The 18855-nt window shown below is 59.1% G+C and carries 15 protein-coding genes; 3 read left to right on the forward strand and 12 right to left on the reverse strand.

Annotated features, from left to right (window positions below):
* Positions 1 to 25 precede the first annotated feature (25 nt).
* The 5 genes from AB4N41_RS22600 to AB4N41_RS22620 form a co-directional block, all read right to left on the reverse strand.
* Positions 26 to 1471, reverse strand: a complete 1446-nt coding sequence (locus tag AB4N41_RS22600; protein ID WP_041480283.1) for a serralysin family metalloprotease — start codon at positions 1469 to 1471, stop codon at positions 26 to 28.
* 462 nt (positions 1472 to 1933) lie between these two features.
* Positions 1934 to 3019: a polyamine ABC transporter substrate-binding protein gene (locus AB4N41_RS22605; protein ID WP_150740902.1), complete on the reverse strand. Its 1086-nt coding sequence runs from the start codon at positions 3017 to 3019 to the stop codon at positions 1934 to 1936.
* A 55-nt stretch (positions 3020 to 3074) separates the two neighbouring features.
* Positions 3075 to 3419, reverse strand: a complete 345-nt coding sequence (locus tag AB4N41_RS22610) for a cupin domain-containing protein (protein ID WP_256809967.1) — start codon at positions 3417 to 3419, stop codon at positions 3075 to 3077.
* A gap of 31 nt (positions 3420 to 3450) precedes the next feature.
* Positions 3451 to 4857 (reverse strand): NAD(P)/FAD-dependent oxidoreductase, encoded by a 1407-nt coding sequence (locus AB4N41_RS22615; protein ID WP_460138047.1) that lies wholly within the window; start codon positions 4855 to 4857, stop codon positions 3451 to 3453.
* Between the two features lie 52 nt (positions 4858 to 4909).
* Positions 4910 to 5722 carry an AraC family transcriptional regulator gene (locus AB4N41_RS22620; protein ID WP_056789824.1) on the reverse strand — a complete coding sequence of 271 codons (813 nt, stop codon included), beginning with the start codon at positions 5720 to 5722 and terminating at the stop codon, positions 4910 to 4912.
* Positions 5723 to 5987: 265 nt separating this feature from the next.
* Between AB4N41_RS22620 and AB4N41_RS22625 the strand changes: the two genes are divergently transcribed.
* Positions 5988 to 6260, forward strand: a complete 273-nt coding sequence (locus AB4N41_RS22625; protein ID WP_252880156.1) for a DUF1652 domain-containing protein — start codon at positions 5988 to 5990, stop codon at positions 6258 to 6260.
* 50 nt (positions 6261 to 6310) lie between these two features.
* Here the strand turns inward: AB4N41_RS22625 and AB4N41_RS22630 are convergent, their stop codons facing one another.
* On the reverse strand, positions 6311 to 8785 hold the full coding sequence (locus tag AB4N41_RS22630; protein WP_460138049.1) for a UvrD-helicase domain-containing protein: 2475 nt from the start codon (positions 8783 to 8785) through the stop codon (positions 6311 to 6313).
* A 259-nt stretch (positions 8786 to 9044) separates the two neighbouring features.
* Here AB4N41_RS22630 and AB4N41_RS22635 point away from each other — a divergent pair, with 259 nt between their 5' ends.
* A complete protein-coding gene (locus AB4N41_RS22635; protein ID WP_073476198.1) occupies positions 9045 to 9740 on the forward strand; it encodes a pirin family protein in 696 nt (231 codons plus the stop codon).
* A 54-nt stretch (positions 9741 to 9794) separates the two neighbouring features.
* Here AB4N41_RS22635 and pgm read toward each other — a convergent pair whose 3' ends face one another.
* The 4 genes from pgm to AB4N41_RS22655 form a co-directional block, all read right to left on the reverse strand.
* Complete coding sequence (gene pgm, locus AB4N41_RS22640; RefSeq protein ID WP_095180093.1) at positions 9795 to 11441, reverse strand: phosphoglucomutase (alpha-D-glucose-1,6-bisphosphate-dependent); 1647 nt, start codon at positions 11439 to 11441, stop codon at positions 9795 to 9797.
* Between the two features lie 108 nt (positions 11442 to 11549).
* Positions 11550 to 12950 carry an aminotransferase-like domain-containing protein gene (locus tag AB4N41_RS22645; RefSeq protein ID WP_460138051.1) on the reverse strand — a complete coding sequence of 467 codons (1401 nt, stop codon included), beginning with the start codon at positions 12948 to 12950 and terminating at the stop codon, positions 11550 to 11552.
* Positions 12951 to 12999: 49 nt separating this feature from the next.
* Positions 13000 to 14466, reverse strand: coding sequence for a hypothetical protein (locus AB4N41_RS22650; protein ID WP_460138053.1), 1467 nt, complete (start codon positions 14464 to 14466; stop codon positions 13000 to 13002).
* Between the two features lie 551 nt (positions 14467 to 15017).
* Positions 15018 to 16040 carry a zinc-dependent alcohol dehydrogenase family protein gene (locus tag AB4N41_RS22655; RefSeq protein ID WP_095180096.1) on the reverse strand — a complete coding sequence of 341 codons (1023 nt, stop codon included), beginning with the start codon at positions 16038 to 16040 and terminating at the stop codon, positions 15018 to 15020.
* A 270-nt stretch (positions 16041 to 16310) separates the two neighbouring features.
* Here AB4N41_RS22655 and AB4N41_RS22660 point away from each other — a divergent pair, with 270 nt between their 5' ends.
* A complete protein-coding gene (locus AB4N41_RS22660; protein ID WP_016774850.1) occupies positions 16311 to 17225 on the forward strand; it encodes a LysR family transcriptional regulator in 915 nt (304 codons plus the stop codon).
* Between the two features lie 6 nt (positions 17226 to 17231).
* On the opposite strand, the gene AB4N41_RS22665 is transcribed toward AB4N41_RS22660, so the two are convergent.
* The gene (locus AB4N41_RS22665; RefSeq protein ID WP_256809980.1) at positions 17232 to 17993 is read right to left on the reverse strand and encodes an SDR family oxidoreductase; all 762 of its coding nucleotides are present in this window, start codon (positions 17991 to 17993) and stop codon (positions 17232 to 17234) included.
* A 29-nt stretch (positions 17994 to 18022) separates the two neighbouring features.
* On the reverse strand, positions 18023 to 18850 hold the full coding sequence (locus AB4N41_RS22670; RefSeq protein WP_460138055.1) for an EamA family transporter: 828 nt from the start codon (positions 18848 to 18850) through the stop codon (positions 18023 to 18025).
* Positions 18851 to 18855 lie beyond the last annotated feature (5 nt).

The raw sequence follows: 18855 nt of genomic DNA on the forward strand, positions 1-18855 counted from the left end.
CACGAGGCGCCGCTTTCCTTTCACATCACGCCACGATGTCGCTGGTCGCTGCCTGGCCAACGGTGCTGACGATGAAGTCAGCCACGCCATGCCCGGAGAAATCCACCGACAACAGGCTATTGCCGCCCGACGAGGTCAACACTGCGTCGCCGGCCGAACCGGTGAAGCTGTTGACGAAGTGCAGGCCCGCACCGTTGGTGATGCCGGTCAGGTCGATTTTGTCCAGACCGCTGACGAAATCGAGGATCTGATCGATCGCACCTGGCTTGGAGTCCGAGCTGGCGGCGAACACGAAAGTGTCCGAACCGGCGCCGCCCCACAGCTTGTCGGCACCGCCAGCGCCGTACAGGATGTCGTTGCCGGCACCGCCCTTGAGCTCGTTGGCCACGCTGTTGCCGATCAACAGATCGCTGCCCGAACCGCCAATCGCGTTCTCGATGACCGCGCCCTTGGCGATCGACACGTTACCGACCATGCCGCCAACGTCGGAGAACGAAGCGCTGTTGAGGTTGATCTTCTGGTTCTGGGTGAAACCGGAGAAATCCAGGGTGTCCTTGCCGCCGGCATCCCACACCGAGAACACCACTTTGTCGCTCGACGACGACGCGCTGAGGAAATCGCGACCGGTATTGGAGTTGAAGCCGTAGGTGGTGTCGCCGGTGCGGGTGGTGGTGTTGGCGCCGTAGAGTTTCTGGATGGCTGCGATGTCGTCCATCAGCGGGCCGGACGAATAGGCTTCGACGCCGCCCTTGCTGAAGTTCTGGTTGGTGTTGCTCTCGCTCCAGTAACTCATGACGCTGTAGCCACGGGTGTCCTGGCCGTAGGTCGCGTCGTTGTAGGTCGGGTTGCCGTTGCCGGCGTTGTAGTCGCCAGGGTGAGCAAGGCCCAGGGTATGGCCGATTTCGTGGGTCAGGGTCTGACGACCGTAGTTGTTCAGATCCGGGTTCTTGTTCTGCGTGTAACCGCTGTTGATCAAGTACCACGAGGTGCCGTCATAACCGGCGCCGGTCCCCGGCAGATAGGCAAACGCCGCAGCGCCATCCTGGCCACCGCTGTAGTTACCGAAGGTCATGTGCCCGTCGCCGCCCGAGGCTCTCTCGGTGAAAGTGACATTGGCCACATCGGCCCAGGACTGCATGGCGAGCTTGGCCTGCGCCTGTTGCTGCGCGCTGAACTGACTGAACCCGGTGATCCCGTGCTTGTTCATCGTGCTGTTCGAGGCCGAGGTCAGGAACGTATAGGTGAGTTCGATCTTGCCGCTGCCGTCCTTGTCCTGGTAGGCAGCGCCGTCACGCAGCAATTGCGTAGCCGCCTGGTCGACGGAGTACGAGGGTTTGCCATTGACCGTGAGGTTGCCGCCACGGTCATACTGATGGCTGAAGCTATTGATCTGGTTGTACGCCGAGCTGAAGGCAGCCAGCTGGAAAGCCTGTTCGGCGGAATCAACAGCATTGGTTTTAACTTTCGACATAAACACACTTCCTTGTTTAGCAATGGAACAGTTTTTGTCCGACAGGACGATCTTTGGCGAGATCGTCCTATCACTCGCCCAATGAAGGCGTAACGAACCTGACACAATTGGAAATCTGTCGTAAAGGATTTTTTTGCGATCCAATTTGGTGGTATCAGGAAACTGCCGTAAACAAGGCGTGCGGGGAGGAAAGATTGTTTTTAGTTGTAGCGAGGGCGCAAATTGTCTGACGATTTTCTATTTAAATATTAAATATCGGTAAGTTTGGATTTGTTGGGCAAGTCACACTTTCGGCCAATGGTGCCAGTGATTTGATATCAACTATGCTGATTCATTGAATAACAAATGTGGGAGCGAGCCTGCTCGCGAAGGCGCCAAGCCAGTCAACATAAGAGTCGAATGACAAACCGCTTCGCGAGCAGGCTCGCTCCCACAGGGGTCTTGTACGTTGCCTGAAAAAACTCAGCTGCCGGTACGAATCTTGTTCCAAACCCGCGTCCGGATCCGGTCGATATTCAGCGGCATCGCTTCCAGCGCAAACAGCTTGCCCATCATTTCCGCGCTCGGGTAAACCTTGGTGTCGTTCTTGATCGCCGGATCGATGAGCGTGTCCGCCTGTTCGTTGCCATTGGCGTAGTGCACGTAGTTGGTGATGCCCGCCATGACATCGGGGCGCAGCAGGTAATTCATGAAGGCGTAGCCGGCCTTTTCGTCCGGTGCGTCGGCGGGCATGGCGACCATGTCGAACCAGATGGCCGCCCCTTCCTTGGGAATCGCATAACCGATCTCGACGCCGTTCTTGGCTTCCTTGGCGCGGTTCTCCGCTTGCAGGATGTCGCCGGAAAAGCCGACTGCTACGCAGATGTCGCCGTTGGCCAGGTCACTGGTGTACTTCGAGGAATGGAAGTAGCTGACGTAGGGCCGCACTTTCATCAGCAAAGCTTCGGCTTTTTTGTAGTCTTCGGGATTCTTGCTGTGGTGCGGCAGGCCGAGGTAGTTAAGTGCCGCCGGGAGCAGTTCCGGGCCGTTGTCGAGGATCGCCACGCCGCACTTCTGCAGTTTTTCCATGTATTCGGGTTTGAAGATCAGATCCCAGGAATCCACCGGCGCGTCGTCGCCCAGCACCGCTTTGACCTTGGCGATGTTGTAGCCGATACCGGTGCTGCCCCACAGATAAGGGAAACCGTGCTCGTTGTTCGGGTCGTTGGTCTGCAGGGCCTTGAGCAGCGCTGGATTGAGGTTCTTCCAGTTCGGCAACTGACTCTTGTCGAGTTTCTTCAGCGCCCCACCCTGAATCTGCCGCGCCATGAAGTGGTTCGACGGGAACACCACGTCGTAACCGGATTTGCCGGTCATCAATTTGCCGTCGAGGGTTTCGTTGCTGTCGTAGACGTCGTAGGTGACGCCGATGCCCGTGTCTTTCTGGAAATTCTTCGTGGTGTCCGGGGCGATGTAGTCGGACCAGTTGTAGACCTTGACCGTCTCGGCCGCGTGACTGACGGAAGCGGCCAGCAGCAGCGGCGCCAATGCGAGGGTTTTCTGGATCATGGGGCGATTCCTGTATGGGCTTTTTTTGTTGGCAGGCAATCAAAGGATCGAACAATCAGAAAATCAGCACGTAGCTCTTGCGCACGGTTTCCTGGATATCCCAGATCCCGAGCGTGTTGGCTGGCAACATCAGTGCGTCGCCGCCTTGTATGTGCAGGGTTTCGCCACCACCGTCGGGGGTGAAGGTGCAGCGCCCGGAAATGAAATGGCAGAACTCCTGCGCGGTGATCTGCCGCCGCCAGCGGCCCGGGGTGCATTCCCAGACGCCGGTTTCGACGCCGTTGTCGCGCTCGACGCTGGTGGTCGAGGCAATTGCGACAGGTTCGCCGAGGGGCACGGCGACCGGGTTGGACTCCTCGAGTTCGAGCGCGGCGGTGTTCTTGAATTGGGTGATGCTCATGGCGTGACCTGTTTGTTGAGGGAAACGGCGTTTAGTGCATGAAACCTTCCATGAACCCGGCGACTTGGCTGGCGAGCTTGCGCCGCCAGGGCGCGGTCGCCGGATTGGCCAGCGTCTGGTCTTCATGCACGAAACTTTTGATGATCGCGTTGTAGCCGAGCCAGCGGCATGGCTCTGGCTCCCAGGCACGCAGCGCGTGAATGCCACCGTCGGGCAGGACCCACGGTTGTTGGGTCAGCTCGCTGTCGCGCTCGAGAATCAGATCGGCCAGGGTGCGCCCGCCAAGGTTGCTGGCGCCGACGCCCTCGCCGCCGTAACCGCCCGATAGCGCGATGCCGTTGGCGCGGTCGCAAAGCATGTGCGGCTTGAAATGCCGCGACATGCCGAGGTTGCCGCCCCAGGCGTGGGTGATCTGCACATTTTTCAGCTGCGGAAACAGTTCGCCGAACAGATAGCGGCGCAACTCGACTTCATCGCGAGTGAGGTTGAAGTCATGGCGCAGCTTGCCGGCGAACTGATAGCCGCCACGGGCGCCGAAAATCAGGCGGTTGTCGGCACTGCGCTGGCCATAGGTGACCTGACGGCTGAATTCACTGAAGGCCTGGCCGCGATTGAGGCCGATTTCGTCCCAGGTCGCGGCGGACAGCGGCTCGGTGGCGACAATCAGACTTTGCACCGGCAACTGATAACGGCCCAGCGGCGGCAACGTCACCGAATAGCCTTCCACGGCCGGGACGATCCAGCGGCTGCGTACGCTGGCCTTGGCCGTGCGCAAACTGCCGGATTGCCAGTGGGTAACCGGGCTGTTTTCGTAGATTTTCACGCCCATGTTCTGCACGGTACGCGCCAGGCCACGGACCAGTTTCGCTGGGTGAATGGTCGCGACATGGGGGGCGAAGATGCCGCCGTAGGGCTTGGCCACGCGGATCTGCTGGGCCAGTTGCTCGGGACTCAGCCAGCGGTAATCGTCGTCAGTCAGGCCTTGGGCATGCAGCTTGTTCAGGTAATCGCGCAGAACGGTTTCCTGCTCTGGGTAGCGCGCAGCACAATAAAGCACCCCGCCCTTGCGGTAATCGCAGTCGATGCCTTCGCGTTCAACGACGATCTCTACTTCATCAGGAATGCTGTGCAGCAGATCAAACGACGCCCGCCGTTGCTGCGGCGATAAGCCTGCGAGCAAGCGATCCTCACCCAGCAAGTTACCCATCAGCCAGCCGCCATTGCGTCCGGACGCACCGAACCCGGCGGTTTGCGCCTCGATGATGGCGATATCCAGGCCGGGCGCCTGTTTTTTCAGGTAGTACGTCGTCCACAGTCCGGTGTAACCGGCGCCGATGATCGCCACGTCGACATCCAGGTCCCGCTCCAACGCAGGGCGCGCCAGCAGCGGCTCATCGAGCTGATCCATCCATAAACTGATCGTGCGCCACGCCGACATGCCAGACTCCGCCACTGAAAACCTTCGATGGCGTCGATCCTAGTGGCTGCCGTCAGTGGATGTCTTGCGCGCGTGCCCGCAGAGAAATTTGTTTGGCGTAGGCCTTGGGCGACTGGCCGGTGTGCTCGCGAAAGCATTTGTAAAACGCCGACAGCGAATTGAAACCGGCGGCAAACGCCAGCTCGTCGACGCGCAATGGCGGTGCGGCGCTGTCCAGTGCACGCAGCAAATGCTGCAGGCGCGCCTGGTTGACGTAGCGATAAAAGCTTTGCCCGAGTACCTGATTGAGCAGATAGGAAATCTGATTGCGGCTGTACCCGCACTCCTTCGCCACCCTTTGCAGGTCAAGCTCAGGGTCCAGATAAGGCTGCTGCTTCTCGAAATACTGCTGCAGGTCTTCGGCCATGAAGCTCAGTTGGCGCGGTGACAGACCGAGACGACTGACCGCCGGACGGCTCGGTGCCGAACTGCCGTTGGTTTGGGTACGCACCAGCGAGGCGTATTCATTGACGCGCCATATCAGGCCGTCCTTGACCGTGATCGCTTCGCTGGAACGGAACGACACCAAACCATCGCCTCCACGCAAGGTCACTTCGTACTGAATGAACGCGGTATTGCCATCCACCCGAATGCGGTCGCAATGCTCGAGCAGTTCGTCGGATTCTCGCGGCATGCTCACGCGCACGTACTCGCGTAACTCATCCAGTCTGAGTACGCGATTCTGAAAGAAATCGTTGTACTGGATATCGGCGTGATAAAGCGCCATGACGCTGTCCAGATCCCGGTGTTTCCAGCTCAGGTGATAGCGCATGACCGTGGCGGCCGTGGCCTGGGTCTGTTCTGGGCCGTCGTCATCGGCGTGCATAAGCGGCTCGGCGAAAAAGAACCGAGCTTGCCCAACTTCGTCTGCCGCTTCAATGAAAAATCCATGGTGGCGTTTTGGCGATAATCGATGAGCCAGTGACTTACATCAAAAAATGCGAATCAATCGCTAAACGGACTGAAAAAACTCACAGTTTTTTCACACACGGATGCTACTTTTAAAGCTCAAGCACTGGTTGAGCCAATGAAGGCTCTTCCCACCTAACATGAGCAAAAGGAAGCGCTCGATGAAGCAGGCGGGCAACACCATGAATAAAGGGTTCAGCAAAGTCACCTTTCCAAACGCTTGCCAGCTGATGCGCTGGCATTTTCATCCCATGGGTTTCGAGGCGACGATGGATGCGCCGGGCAGCCTGATCGCCCGTCTGTTTGATCGTGCCAGCGGCGAAACCATGATCGCCATTGCCGGCATTCCCTGCGCAACGGTGATGAACGCGGCAGACGTCGAGCGCATCATCGAAGCCATCGAGGATGAGCTGGAAGCTTTCACTCCTCCTGAATCTCTCAAGAGCTACGCATAACCGCCTGATTTAAAACAAAAAGCCCGCAGCGATTCGGGCTTTTTTATTGATCAGGCGCTGGCCTTCTCGGTTCGATGATCGACGAAGAACGGCTTGCCCTTGGCAACTCGATCCGATGCCCTCGGCATGTTTACCGCTTGGGTTTCCTGCGGTTCGACGTACCAGTAGCAATGGCTGACGGCGCGCGTGATACCAACGTAGGCAAGGCGCAGGATTTCGTCTTTTTGCGCATTGTCGTACGGCTCGCTATCGCCACTTTTGCCCAATCCCGCCATGCGATACACCTGGTTCTTGTACGGAGAACTGGTCAGATGCTGGCAATCACCCAGCAGGAATACCGCATCAGCCTGCAAGCCTTTGGCGCTGTGATAGGTCAGCTGTTTCAGCCGCCGCGCATCATAGGGCAAGCTCGAATCTACATTAAGTACAGGCTGAATATGCTGCTCTATCAATAACTTATCGCTGCTTTTTCGATAAAGCATCAAGATTGAATCGCCGCGCCGATAATGCTCGGCCAAGCGCTGACCCAATGCTTCATCATCCCGCTCAAGCACATTGACCGGGTGAAGCGGCTTGGGCTCACCACTGGCCTTGGCCTTCTTGCCTGCGATTGCCGGCGCTGCACGGACAATGTGTTCGGCGGCGTCGATGATGTGCTGATGGCTGCGATAGTTGTCACTGAGCATCACTCTTGTGGTGCTCGGTGAAGGAAATTCCTTGTTGAACTCCATGAAGTAGCTCGGTGAGCTGCCGCGCCAACCGTAAATCGACTGCCAGTCATCGCCAACACACAATAGCGACGAACGCTGCGCCCCTCGCCCAACGTGCATGGCCGGGCCACGGCTGCGGATTTCATTGAGGCTGGCGCGAATCCACGAAACGATCTGCGGCGATACGTCCTGGAACTCATCGATCATCAAATGCGCCATAGGCCGCAGCAACTCATCGCTGAGCAGCTTGAGGTTTTCCGGCGAGTGCTCGCTGAACAGCGCGAACATGCGGTTGTAGGTCATCACTGGCGGCTTCTGATCCAGCAAGTGATCTTCAAATGCGCGCCAGAACAGGCTCAGGGCTTCAAAGAAAAAGCGATCGGGATCGTCCTTGGCGAAGCTCATCCGACTGACCGCGTCCGGCACATCCAGGCCGAGGTTTTCGATGAAGCCTGCCGCGGCGACAAAACAGTCCAGCAATGGCGAGGATGCCAGCTCGCCCTTGACCTTGTAATCAAAGCCGGGACCGGCGCTAGCATCTCCGGCCAACGTCGCAAGAACGCGCCTGGATGACTCGTAACTATCCATCCATATCAATGGCTTACGGCAGAAAGCTTGAAACAGGGTGCGCTTGACCGCCCACTCTGCACGGACACTCAGCTTGGCGTTGGGTCGGGTCAGCTGGGCGTTTTCCTTGGGATCAAAGCCGAGCACCACCCAGGCATCGAGGCTGGGAATATAGCCGTGAGCGTGGAACTTCGAGCCATTGATTTCGAAGGCCTGCCGATTCGGCTCGATGCCTTTAATGGGCCACGCACCGGCGCGAAACCACAGATCCTCGATGACATCGCAGAGCTCTTCATCGCGCTTGGCCGCCAGTTCGGTGACCGCCATGCGTTTCTGCACATCGGGGTGGTCGCGTTCCAGTTCCTTTAATTGCAAACCCGCGCGGGACAGCGGCTGGATCAACTGGCGGAAACGCTCATCGTCGTTGAACAGCCGGTGATAACAAGCGTTCAGTTGCTGCCGCTGCGCGTCGTTGATCCGCAGGTCAAACGGATTGCTGTCGACCTCCTCTGCGCCACTTTGCGGGCGATCGCTGAGGTTCTCGAAGGCCTGCAAGCGCTCGAAACCCGGCAGGCTGCGCACCATCGGCAGGATGCGCGAGTGGAAGGTTCGCACCAGTTCGCGCGCCTGCTTGAGGTTCAGCGGCTGCCCCCACAACGTGAATATTTCGATGAGCTTGTTGATGAAGTCCTTGCGCGATTCACGGGTGAAGGTCACCACAGTCATCGAATCCAGCTCAAAACCCAGATAATGGCTGAGCAACAGTATGCGCAGCACCAATGTGGTCGACTTGCCGGCGCCCGCACCGGCGACCACCGAGGTGGACGGCGTATCGCTGAAGATCATCTTCCACTGCGCAGCGCTGGGCTGGGCGTGGGCCGGAAGCAAACGGGCGACGTCAGCCTTGATGCGTTTTTTCAGTTCGGCGGTGAGCGGCAGGCGCCAGTCATCGAACAGGTGGTTATCGACGCTGGGCGGCCGATGCTCGGTGTTGCGGCTGTCGCGAATCAGCAGAACCTGGCGGCCTTCCTCCAGACCCTCAAGCTTGCCCTCCTTGAAACCATATTCGACGCCGGCGGTGTGCCCGCTGCGAAATCCGTCGGCTTGCCCGTGCAGCCACGATGCCCGGTGTTGGGCGCGCAGCTTGGTCAACCCGTGACCAAAGAATCGCGCGGCCAGACGCTTGAACCAAGGCATCTCGGCCAGTGGACGAAGTTCAGGGGGAAGATCGGGGGTGTGTTGCGCCACGCTGACGGACTCCAGGGTGTGAGGCTGTGGCGGCTATGGTGTCTGGATTTGCTGATGAGTTCTAGCGAAATGCTTACAGGTCATCGGTTTAGGCGACGAATTGAAAGTCGGATGAGACAATTTTGAGGCAAATTCCTATCAAATAACCTGATCATGATGCGGCAGTTTTTGCGCTTTTTATCGATGATTGGCTGATAGATGATCGTCGTCATCAACCACGGGGCCCGCCCCCTGACGAACCTAATTTAAGGAGACGATCATGCTTGAACTCAGACCCTTCAGCTCGCTGGGCGGCGCCCATCATGGCTGGCTGGACGCGCATCACCACTTTTCGTTTGCCGAATACTATGATCCGCAGCGGATGAGCTGGGGTAACTTGCGCGTGTGGAACGACGACATCATCGCCGCAGGCACCGGTTTCCCGCAGCATCCGCACCGCGACATGGAAATCATCACTTACGTGCGTGAAGGTGCCATCACGCACCAGGACAATTTGGGCAACAAGGGCCGCACCGAAGCTGGTGATGTACAAGTGATGAGTGCCGGCACCGGCATCGCCCACAGCGAGTACAACCTCGAAGACAAGGAAACCAAGATCTTCCAGATCTGGATTCTGCCGACCGAAACCGGTGCGCCGCCGTCCTGGGGCGCCAAGCCGTTTCCCAAAGGCGAGCGCGAAGGTTTTGTCACCTTGGCCAGCGGCAAGGACGGCGACGATCAGAGCCTGCACATTCGCGCCAATGCGCGCCTGGTGGCGGCGAACATCAAGGCCGGTGAAACCGCCGAATACCGGCTCGACGAAGGGCGTCGCGCCTATCTGGTTCCGGCCACTGGCGTGATCGAGGTCAATGGCTTGCGTGCCCAAGCGCGTGACGGTGTGGCGGTAGCCCATGAGCAAGTGCTGACGGTCACGGCGATCGAAGACAGCGAGATCGTACTGGTCGACCTGGCTTGATCTGCAGGCAATAAAAAAGGGCAACCCTCACGGTTGCCCTTTTTCATGTGCGCATCATTTGCTGGAAATGGCGCCATCTACCAAAGTTTGCGCCTCGGCCACCAGTTGCTTGAGGTGGTCGTCGCCGAGGAAGCTTTCGGCGTAGATCTTATAGATGTCTTCAGTGCCCGAAGGACGCGCGGCGAACCAGCCGTTCTCGGTCATGACTTTCAGACCACCAATGGCTTGATCGTTGCCCGGTGCATGGCTGAGGATGCTCTGGATCTTCTCGCCTGCCAGCTCGGTCGAGGTGACCTGTTCCGGCGCCAGCTTGCTCAGCAGTGCCTTTTGCTCAGGGTTGGCCTTGGCGTCGACGCGTACCGAGAACGGCTCGCCCAGTTCGTCGGTCAGGGCGCGGTAGGCCTGGCTTGGATCGCGCCCGGTGCGCGCCGTCATTTCGGCGGCGAGCAAGGCTGGAATCAGGCCATCCTTGTCAGTGCTCCACACGCCGCCGTCCTTGCGCAGGAACGAGGCGCCAGCACTCTCTTCACCGCCAAAACCCAGCGAACCATCGAACAGGCCATCGGCGAACCACTTGAAACCAACCGGCACTTCGTAGAGACGACGGCCCAGGCGCTTGGCCACGCGGTCGATCAGGCCGCTGCTGACCACGGTTTTGCCCACGGCGGCATCAGCGCGCCATTGCGGACGGTTCTGGAACAGGTAGTCGATGGATACCGCCAGATAGTTGTTCGGCGCGAGCAAACCACCGGACGGCGTGACGATGCCGTGGCGGTCATGATCCGGGTCGCAGGCAAACGCCACGTCGAAACGCTCTTTGAGGCCGATCAGGCCCTGCATCGCGTGGCTGGACGATGGGTCCATGCGGATCTGACCGTCCCAGTCGACGGTCATGAAACGGAACGTTGAATCGACCTGTTTATTCACCACTTCCAGGTCGAGACGATAGTGTTCGGCAATGGCCGACCAGTAGCGCACCCCTGCTCCGCCCAGCGGATCGACACCCAGACGCAGCTTGGCGTCGCGGATGGCATCGAAGTCGATGACGTTGATCAGGTCGGCGACATAAGTGTTCAAGTAATCGTGGCGATGGGTGGTGCTGGCCTTGAGCGCTTGCTCGTAGCTGATGCGTTTGACCCCGGCCAGTTTGTTCGCCAGCAGCTCGTTGGCCTTGGCTTCGATCCACTTGGTGATGTGGGTATCGGCCGGGCCACCGTTGGTTGGGTTGTATTTGTAGCCACCGCTTTGTGGCGGGTTGTGCGACGGCGTGATGACGATACCGTCCGCCAGGCCAGAGGTACGGCCGCGGTTGTAGCAGAGAATGGCGTGGGAAACTGCCGGGGTCGGGGTGTACTCATCGCCTTCGGCGATCATCACGGTGACGCCGTTGGCGGCGAGGACTTCCAGTGCGCTGGCGCCGGCCGGGGTCGACAGTGCATGGGTGTCGATGCCGACAAACAGCGGGCCGGTGATGCCCTGGGCTTCGCGATACAGGCAGATCGCCTGGCTGATGGCCAGAACGTGCCATTCGTTGAAACTTAAATCGAACGAACTGCCGCGGTGGCCGGACGTGCCGAACGCCACTCGCTGGGTAGAAATCGATGCATCAGGCTGGCCGGTGTAATAGGCCGTAACCAGTCGCGGGATGTCGACCAACAGTTCTGCCGGTGCCGGTTTGCCCGCAAAAGGACTGAGTGTCATGCAAAAACCTCTGAAATCGGAGTGGTTCAGGAAATGCAGCGCAGTTTACTGGCAGTTTGACCACTGTGCGACGGGATGTATCCGAAACTCGCCCGATGTTTTTTAACGTTATCGGCCGGGCGACAGGCGCAAGGCATCGCCGAGCAAGCCGATGACACTCGGCAAATCCCGCTCGCCATGGTTTAGCGCGCTCAAACGCAGATGATCCGCATGCAAGCCCTGCAGACTGAACAGCTCGCCCGGTGCGACGATGATCTGTTGCTTGAGCAGGCGGTGAAAGACGCTTGCCATGTCGACCGGGCGTAACGAACGTACCCACACCGTCGCCCCGCCCGGCGGCTCGCCAATCTGCAGGGTATCGCCCAGGCGTTCGCGCAGTACCTGAATCAACATGGCTCGCCGCTCACCCAGCATTCGCCGCAACACGAATAAATGCTGATCAAGCCGTCCGCCATTCAACAGCCGCGCAATCGCCTTTTGGCGAATGGGCGACAAGCGAAACGCCCGCAGCAGAAAATGGCGCTGCAATTCCTCGCGCCAGTGACGCGACAAGACGAAACCGAATGGTGCTTCGGCGCCGATGAATTTCTCGAAAGTGGAAAACACCAGCAGACGATCAGGATCGAGCCAACTGCGCAAACGCTGCGAATCATTGCGCTCGTCAAGCTCGCTGTAGCAGTCGTTTTCCAGTACCCAGACGCCATGATGATTGAGCAACTGCGCCGTGGCCTGCTGACACTCGCGAGTGAAACCGTTGCCTTGGGGCATGCTCAGCACGGAAGACAGCAGGATCAAACGAACCGGCTCGTTCTTCAGCAGTGATTCGAGTGCCGACAGATCGAGCACGCCTCGGGCAAGCAATGGCCACTCGATCACGCGTACTCCGCACGACTCGAGCAGGCGCAGGATGACCCAGTCGCACGGTGATTCGACAATCACGGTGGCCTGACGCAATCCAAGCACCGAAATCAGAATCTCCAGGACCCCGCGCAGATCAGCACCGATATAAATGTCATCGGCGTGCCAGAAGTGCTCTGTCGAGCTGGTATACCGCGCCGCCAGCGCAACCCGCAGTTCCAGTTCACCGCAAGGCTGCACGAATGTCTGCAACTGACGCGGGTATTGACGCAAGAGCTCACGTTCCGAGGTCAGCAACGGACTGTCCAACGGTTGCAGCGAGGCCGGTTCGTCAGCACTCAACACACACATCCCGGGACGCCTGGCGTTGACGTACAGGGTCTCCAGCAGGTCATTGCCGTTGCCGGGTGCATCCATGCTGAACTGCGCTTGCGCATAATACCCTGACTTGGCGATCGAATAGACCCGGCCTTCCTTTTCCAGAAGCGAATAGGCGTATTGCACCGTTGAGATGGAGACATTCAGCCGGTCCGCCAGTTGTCGCAAGGAAGGCATGCGTACCGCCCCACCACCTCCGGCAGCATCAATCAGCGTTGTCAGATATCGATAAACTGCCTGATAAACAAAGTCGTTGTCCCGCGCGCCCTTCACACCCTCATTTCCGTAGATATTGGTTCACAATCCAGGCTCTGGCTCACCGTCAGCGTTCCGTCGACCGCTCGAACGGCGCAGCCGAACGCGCCTCGTCCGAACCCGAACTCTCCGAGGAGAATTGCGCAGGTGCATCAATCTGCACAGGACCCATCGCATACAGGCGGTTCAACAGCCTGACTGGCAAGCCGCTGACTTCCGTCAGCCACTTCATCACCTGCTCAGGTGCGTGCAGACCCTGCATGGCGCGGTGCAGGTCCGGCATGGCGACCAGCATGCCGGGATGACAATTGCGCAGGAAGCGTTCGAGACCTTTGCCGTTGTCGATGAACGGCGCAAACAGCAGGCACGCCAACTGCGTTTCGTTCAATCCGAAACCATTGCTGAGGTAATCCTCGGCAAGCATCCGCAGTTGTTCTGGCCCGCCGGCGTTGTCGTAGCTGGCCAGCAAGTGCTCGCAGACGGGCTCTGCAACCTGCTTTCGCCGCATGTCGGCCAGCGTGTGCCGGACGTAATCGTCGATGCCCGCCTCATAGGCGCGCCCTTCGATGAACCGTGCATACAACCCTCGCACGTGTGCCGAGATCAGAGGATCAGCAAACACCGCTTCGCCTTGGTACAGCGCCAGATCATCAGGTTCATAACCGAGAAACTCGCCCAACAGCGGCCAGCGGTCCTCGAGCTTGCCGACCATCATGTCGTTGATGTCGATAAAACTGGTGCGCCGGCAGGCTTCGAATTCACCTTCCGGCCGCCACACGGTCCGGTCATCATCGGCACGCAGTTCCCGGTAAAAGTCGTCACCGAGCTCGTCGAGCAGAGGAAAAAGCGTTTCGAATCCGGCATTGACCAGGCCTGGAGCCGGTATTGCCACTCGCTGCATCGCGCGGTTCAGGCCTTCGAGGAAATGCTGCTGACTGCCTTTGGTTTCGGTGCTGATCATGGCGTCGACGCCGTTGTTCCAGCGCGCGATCTGGCTGTAGTACTCGGCCGTCGCCAGGTAGGCGTCATCCCATAATTCAGGCGTTTCCAGCCAGGTGCGACAGTGCCCCACCAGCAGCAGATTGACCCGGCTGGCCTCGCGCCCTTCATTGCTGACAGGCGTGCGATGGTCGAACGGCAGGACCTCGCGGTTATCCACCATCAGCACCTCGACCCGCGGATCGTCATAAAGGAATAGCGCGCTGTAGCTGCGATGCAGGTTTTGCAGGGCGAGCGGGCTGTCGCCATTCCAGCGCAGGGAAGCCACGCGCAGCTGAAAGGTCGCCGGAGCACGGCCGGCAATGGTCAACTGAGCGGCCCGGAGCAAGGCCAGGGTATAGCAGCCGTCCCGCAAGCCGGACTGAGGCACCAGCACCTTGAACTGCCCGATGTTTTCCATGCCGCCAGCGGCCACCACCAAGCGCTGTATCAGCAACTGCAATGCCGTGCGCTCGGCTCGGGAAAAGAAACTCAGCAAACGCTGCAATACTTGCTGATAGACATAGTTCATTGCCTGATCATGGATCGTGCTCATCGGTATTTACCCGGTATCAAAAGTTTCATGCCGCGCAGACATGACAGTAGGCGCGCGGCAATTGGATCAATAAGTAATAGACGCTGAAATGCTAACACTTACAAAGTTGTAGTTATTTGAAACACTTCACCTGAACAAAGCCTTCCAGATGCCAGGCTGGACGCTCAACCACCCGTATTCATTGGCCTTTCGCCACTCAACAATGTTCTGAGGAAACTTCCCACAACGTCCCACGCCAAATCATTACAAGAAAAAGAGAAGCAACTTCCGAATCGCCCTACAGCAATTAAACAGAAATTGACGAAGCCAGCTGAGCCAGCCATTTGATATTGCCTCGGACAAATTGAATGCACAGCCATAGCTCATTCCTTGAGATGAAAGTAATCATTCAATTATCAGTGCTTATAGTGTGATTAGAAGATACAGATGAACGGCAAAAACCAGTTCAGTTACTGAAAAGGCCAATGCTTCGATATCAGGGAGGGTTTACTGACAGCGGAGGGTATAAACAGAAAAGAGTCCGTGGCGGCCACGGACTCTGATGGGTGGATTTACGCGGTTTCCACTTGCAGGGCCACTCGCTCGCGGCATGGGCATTCGTCCATGTAGCGATGCGCTTCGACGAACTCGTTGAACGGGAATACACGAGTCTTGAGCGGCAAAAGCACGCGGTCAGCGGTCAACTGGTTGATGTCACGCAAAGCACGCTGCAGAGCGACGTGGTCCTGGACAATGCCCAGCTCCGGCTTGCCGGTGAAATTGCCGATGCAGTGCACGAAGAACTGGATATTCTTCTGAAACGCCGCACACGCCGGGAACGGGGTCTGGTTACCACCTTGCAGCCCGTACAGCACCAGACTGCCGCGTGGCGCCAGCACATCGCCGAGCAACGACATCTGCGGACCGCCAAGACCATCGAACACCACATCTACGCCGCGGTTGTCGGTGATCTTGTTGATACGCATCAACAGATCTTCCTCTTCGGTGACGATGACCTTCTCCGCACCGAGGGACAGCAGGTACTCCCGCTCCTCCGCCGATTTGGTGGCCGCGATCACTCGCACACCCAGCGCCTTGCCCAATTGCACAAACGACGGGCCGGCGCAGTGGCTGGCGTCAGTCACCAGCGCAAATTGACCCGGTTTGACCCGCGCCAGATCGGCATAAGCGAAGTAGGCGATCAGCAGCGGCGTGTAATGCACGCTCGCTTCGATCGGGCTGAGCACATCGGGATAACGGGTCAGCGCGGTGCGCGGCAGAACGATCGACTCGCCGTAAACCGGATAGTCGTTCGGGCTTTCCGCGGGAAAACTGGCCACTTTGTCGCCGACGGACAGGTCTTCGACATCAGCGCCCACCGCAGTGACCACGCCAGCCATTTCATGACCGAGGCCAGAAGGCAGACGTGCCTGGGACGACGCCAGATTCTGGCGCCACAGGGTGTCGTACCAACTGATGCCGATTGCCTCGACACGCACCTGCACTTCGCCAGGACCTGGCTGAGCAGCCGCATGCTCTTCGCATTTGAGCACCTCGGCCGGACCAAACTTGTGAAAACGGATCGTGCGGGACATCGCAAACCTCGTCAAAGTAACCTCTAATGCCATGAACTCTATCTGGGCTTTCGACCCAAGACCATCAGTGGCTATTAATAGTCGACATGCCTGTCATTGATTCCGCATCAAGGGCGGCATTGGCAAAATCCATGAAAAAAGGCCTGCCACCGTCGCAGTAAAGCTGAATTTTCCGGTGCAGAGTACCAGCCTTTCCCCGTAAGATTCATGCCGGCCATTGTTCTCATATGGCCGCCCTCGTCAAGTTTGATGACTCTGCCAGGACTCCAGATGAATCGTAATGACCTGCGTCGTGTCGACCTGAACCTGCTGATCGTGTTCGAAACATTGATGCACGAACGCAGTGTGACTCGGGCCGCGGAAAAATTGTTCCTCGGCCAACCGGCTATCAGTGCGGCGCTGTCGCGCCTGCGCAGCCTGTTTGACGATCCCTTGTTTGTCCGCACCGGTCGCAGCATGGAACCTTCCGCGCGCGCGGTGGAAATCTTCGCCCTGCTCTCGCCTGCCCTTGATTCGATCTCGACCGCCGTCAGTCGTGCCGCCGATTTTGATCCGGCGACCAGCACCTCGGTGTTTCGCATCGGTTTGTCCGACGACGTCGAATTCGCGCTGCTGCCCATGCTGCTCAAGCGTCTGCGCGCCGAAGCACCGGGCATTGTCCTCGTGGTGCGGCGGGTCAACTACATATTGATGCCGGGCCTGCTGGCCTCGGGCGAGATTTCGATTGGCGTCAGCTACACCACCGACCTGCCGGCCAACGCCAAGCGCAAGGTCCTGCGCCGCAGCGCACCGAAGCTGCTGCGCGCCGACACCGTGCCGGGGCCGCTGAGCCTGGACGACTACTGCGCCCGACCGCACGCACTGGTGTCGTTTGCTGGTGACCTAAGTGGTTTTGTCGATGAAGAACTGGAAAAACTCGGACGCAAACGGCACGTGGTGCTCGCGGTGCCACAGTTCAACGGACTGGGCACGCTGCTGGCGGGCACCGATATCGTCGCGACCGTGCCGGATTACACGGCTGAGGCACTGACGGCAGCTGGCGGTCTGCGGGCTGAAGATCCACCGCTGCCGACGCGTACATTTGAACTGCACATGGCCTGGCGTGGGTCGCAGGATAACGACCCGGGAGAGCGGTGGTTGAGGTCGCGGATTCAGATGTTTTTTGGGGATCCGGATAGCCTGTAGCCGGACCTACTTGCCACCCGTCACATCCAGAAAAGTCCCGGTGACAAACGAAGCCTCCGCGCTGGCCAGCCACAAGATGGCCCGCGCCACCTCTTCCGGCTGACCGCCCCGGCCCATCGGGATCGACTCCTTCACGCGATCCACCCGCCCCGGCTCGCCGCCGCTGGCGTGCATATCGGTATAGATGTGCCCCGGGCGAATGCAGTTAACCCGAATTCCCTCGCGCGCGACTTCCTTGGCAAAGCCGATGGTGAAAGTTTCCAGCGCGCCTTTCGACGCTGCATAGTCGACGTATTCATTGGGACTGCCCAGGCGCGCGGAGGCAGACGAAATATTGATCACCACGCCACCCGTTCCGCCGTGGCGCAGAGACATGCGCTTCACCGCCTGCTGCGCGCACAAGATCGGCCCCAACGCATTGACTGCGAAGATGCGCTGCATGCGTTCGAAGCTGAGGCCCTCCATGCGTGACTGTTTTGCCAGAACGCCTGCGTTATTGACCAGAACGTCGATCCGTCCAAATGAGCGATCGACGGCCGAGAACAGTTCAGCAACCTGCTCGGGGTCAGCACTGTCAGCACGCACCGCGATGCCTTTGCGCCCCAACGCTTCGATATCCGCCACCACCTCAAGAGCGGCAGACTCGTTGGCGACGTAGCTGATGGCGACGTCGTAGCCTTGCGCGGCGGCGAGTCGGGCGGTGGCGGCGCCGACTCCGCGACTGCCGCCGGTGATCAGAATCAGCGGTGCTTGCGAGACTTTATCCATGCGACGTTCTCCTGAGCAGTTGGCCTATGTCAGCCGATGATGATGGCGCCGCTGGCGATGACCACGCATGCCAGCATCCTGCGGACGGTGAGCTTTTCACCGAGGAACAAATAGCCGAGCAATGCCGCGAACAGCACGCTGGTTTCACGCAGGGCCGACACCGCGCCCAGTGGCGCTTCGTTCATCGCGTAGATAACGATTGCGTAAGCCAGTAAGGAAACCAGTCCGCCGCCCACAGCGGCGAGCATGCCGGGCCGTACGGAAAACAGACTGCGGGCGTCGCGCAGGCCGATATACACCAATGGCATCAACACACCCCACAGGGCGCTCATCCACACCGTGTACGCGAGCGGCGCACCGGACAGCCTGGCGCCAATGCCATCGACGACGCTGTAGGCGGCGATGAAACAACCGGTGCCCAGCGCATACGGCAGGCTCGGCACCGACAGGCTGCGCCCTCGGAACGCCAACGAAATGATCCCCCCGGACACCAGACCAATGCCGAGCAGTTCGCCGGGGGTTATGGTTTCGCCGGCAAACAGCGCGGCGCCGAGGGTGATCAGCGCTGGCGACGACCCACGGGAAATCGGATAGATCTGCCCTAGATCGCCGACCCGATAGCTGCGCACCAGAAACAGGTTGTAGCCGACATGCAGCAGTGCCGAGAGCAGCGCGTAACCCCAGCTCTCAGGTGCAGGCGCGGCCATGAAAAAGGCGGCGATGGCGCAGACGATGGCGATGGCCACGCACATCATCGTCATCGACCAGAGCCGATCGGCGCCACCGCGCAGCAGCGCGTTCCAGCTGGCGTGCAGGAGCGCGGCGAACAGAACGAGGAGTACGAGATGGATTGGCATGCAGC

Source organism: Pseudomonas sp. S2_A10 (assembly GCF_054668465.1).

Bases quoted from the DNA above. Each gene is read 5' to 3' on its own strand.
- AB4N41_RS22600 (WP_041480283.1), bottom strand. From the start codon at position 1,471: ATGTCGAAAGTTAAAACCAATGCTGTTGATTCCGCCGAACAGGCTTTC.
- AB4N41_RS22605 (WP_150740902.1), bottom strand. From the start codon at position 3,019: ATGATCCAGAAAACCCTCGCATTGGCGCCGCTGCTGCTGGCCGCTTCC.
- AB4N41_RS22610 (WP_256809967.1), bottom strand. From the start codon at position 3,419: ATGAGCATCACCCAATTCAAGAACACCGCCGCGCTCGAACTCGAGGAG.
- AB4N41_RS22615 (WP_460138047.1), bottom strand. From the start codon at position 4,857: ATGTCGGCGTGGCGCACGATCAGTTTATGGATGGATCAGCTCGATGAG.
- AB4N41_RS22620 (WP_056789824.1), bottom strand. From the start codon at position 5,722: ATGCACGCCGATGACGACGGCCCAGAACAGACCCAGGCCACGGCCGCC.
- AB4N41_RS22625 (WP_252880156.1), top strand. From the start codon at position 5,988: ATGAATAAAGGGTTCAGCAAAGTCACCTTTCCAAACGCTTGCCAGCTG.
- AB4N41_RS22635 (WP_073476198.1), top strand. From the start codon at position 9,045: ATGCTTGAACTCAGACCCTTCAGCTCGCTGGGCGGCGCCCATCATGGC.
- pgm (WP_095180093.1), bottom strand. From the start codon at position 11,441: ATGACACTCAGTCCTTTTGCGGGCAAACCGGCACCGGCAGAACTGTTG.
- AB4N41_RS22650 (WP_460138053.1), bottom strand. From the start codon at position 14,466: ATGAGCACGATCCATGATCAGGCAATGAACTATGTCTATCAGCAAGTA.
- AB4N41_RS22655 (WP_095180096.1), bottom strand. From the start codon at position 16,040: ATGTCCCGCACGATCCGTTTTCACAAGTTTGGTCCGGCCGAGGTGCTC.
- AB4N41_RS22660 (WP_016774850.1), top strand. From the start codon at position 16,311: ATGAATCGTAATGACCTGCGTCGTGTCGACCTGAACCTGCTGATCGTG.
- AB4N41_RS22665 (WP_256809980.1), bottom strand. From the start codon at position 17,993: ATGGATAAAGTCTCGCAAGCACCGCTGATTCTGATCACCGGCGGCAGT.
- AB4N41_RS22670 (WP_460138055.1), bottom strand. From the start codon at position 18,850: ATGCCAATCCATCTCGTACTCCTCGTTCTGTTCGCCGCGCTCCTGCAC.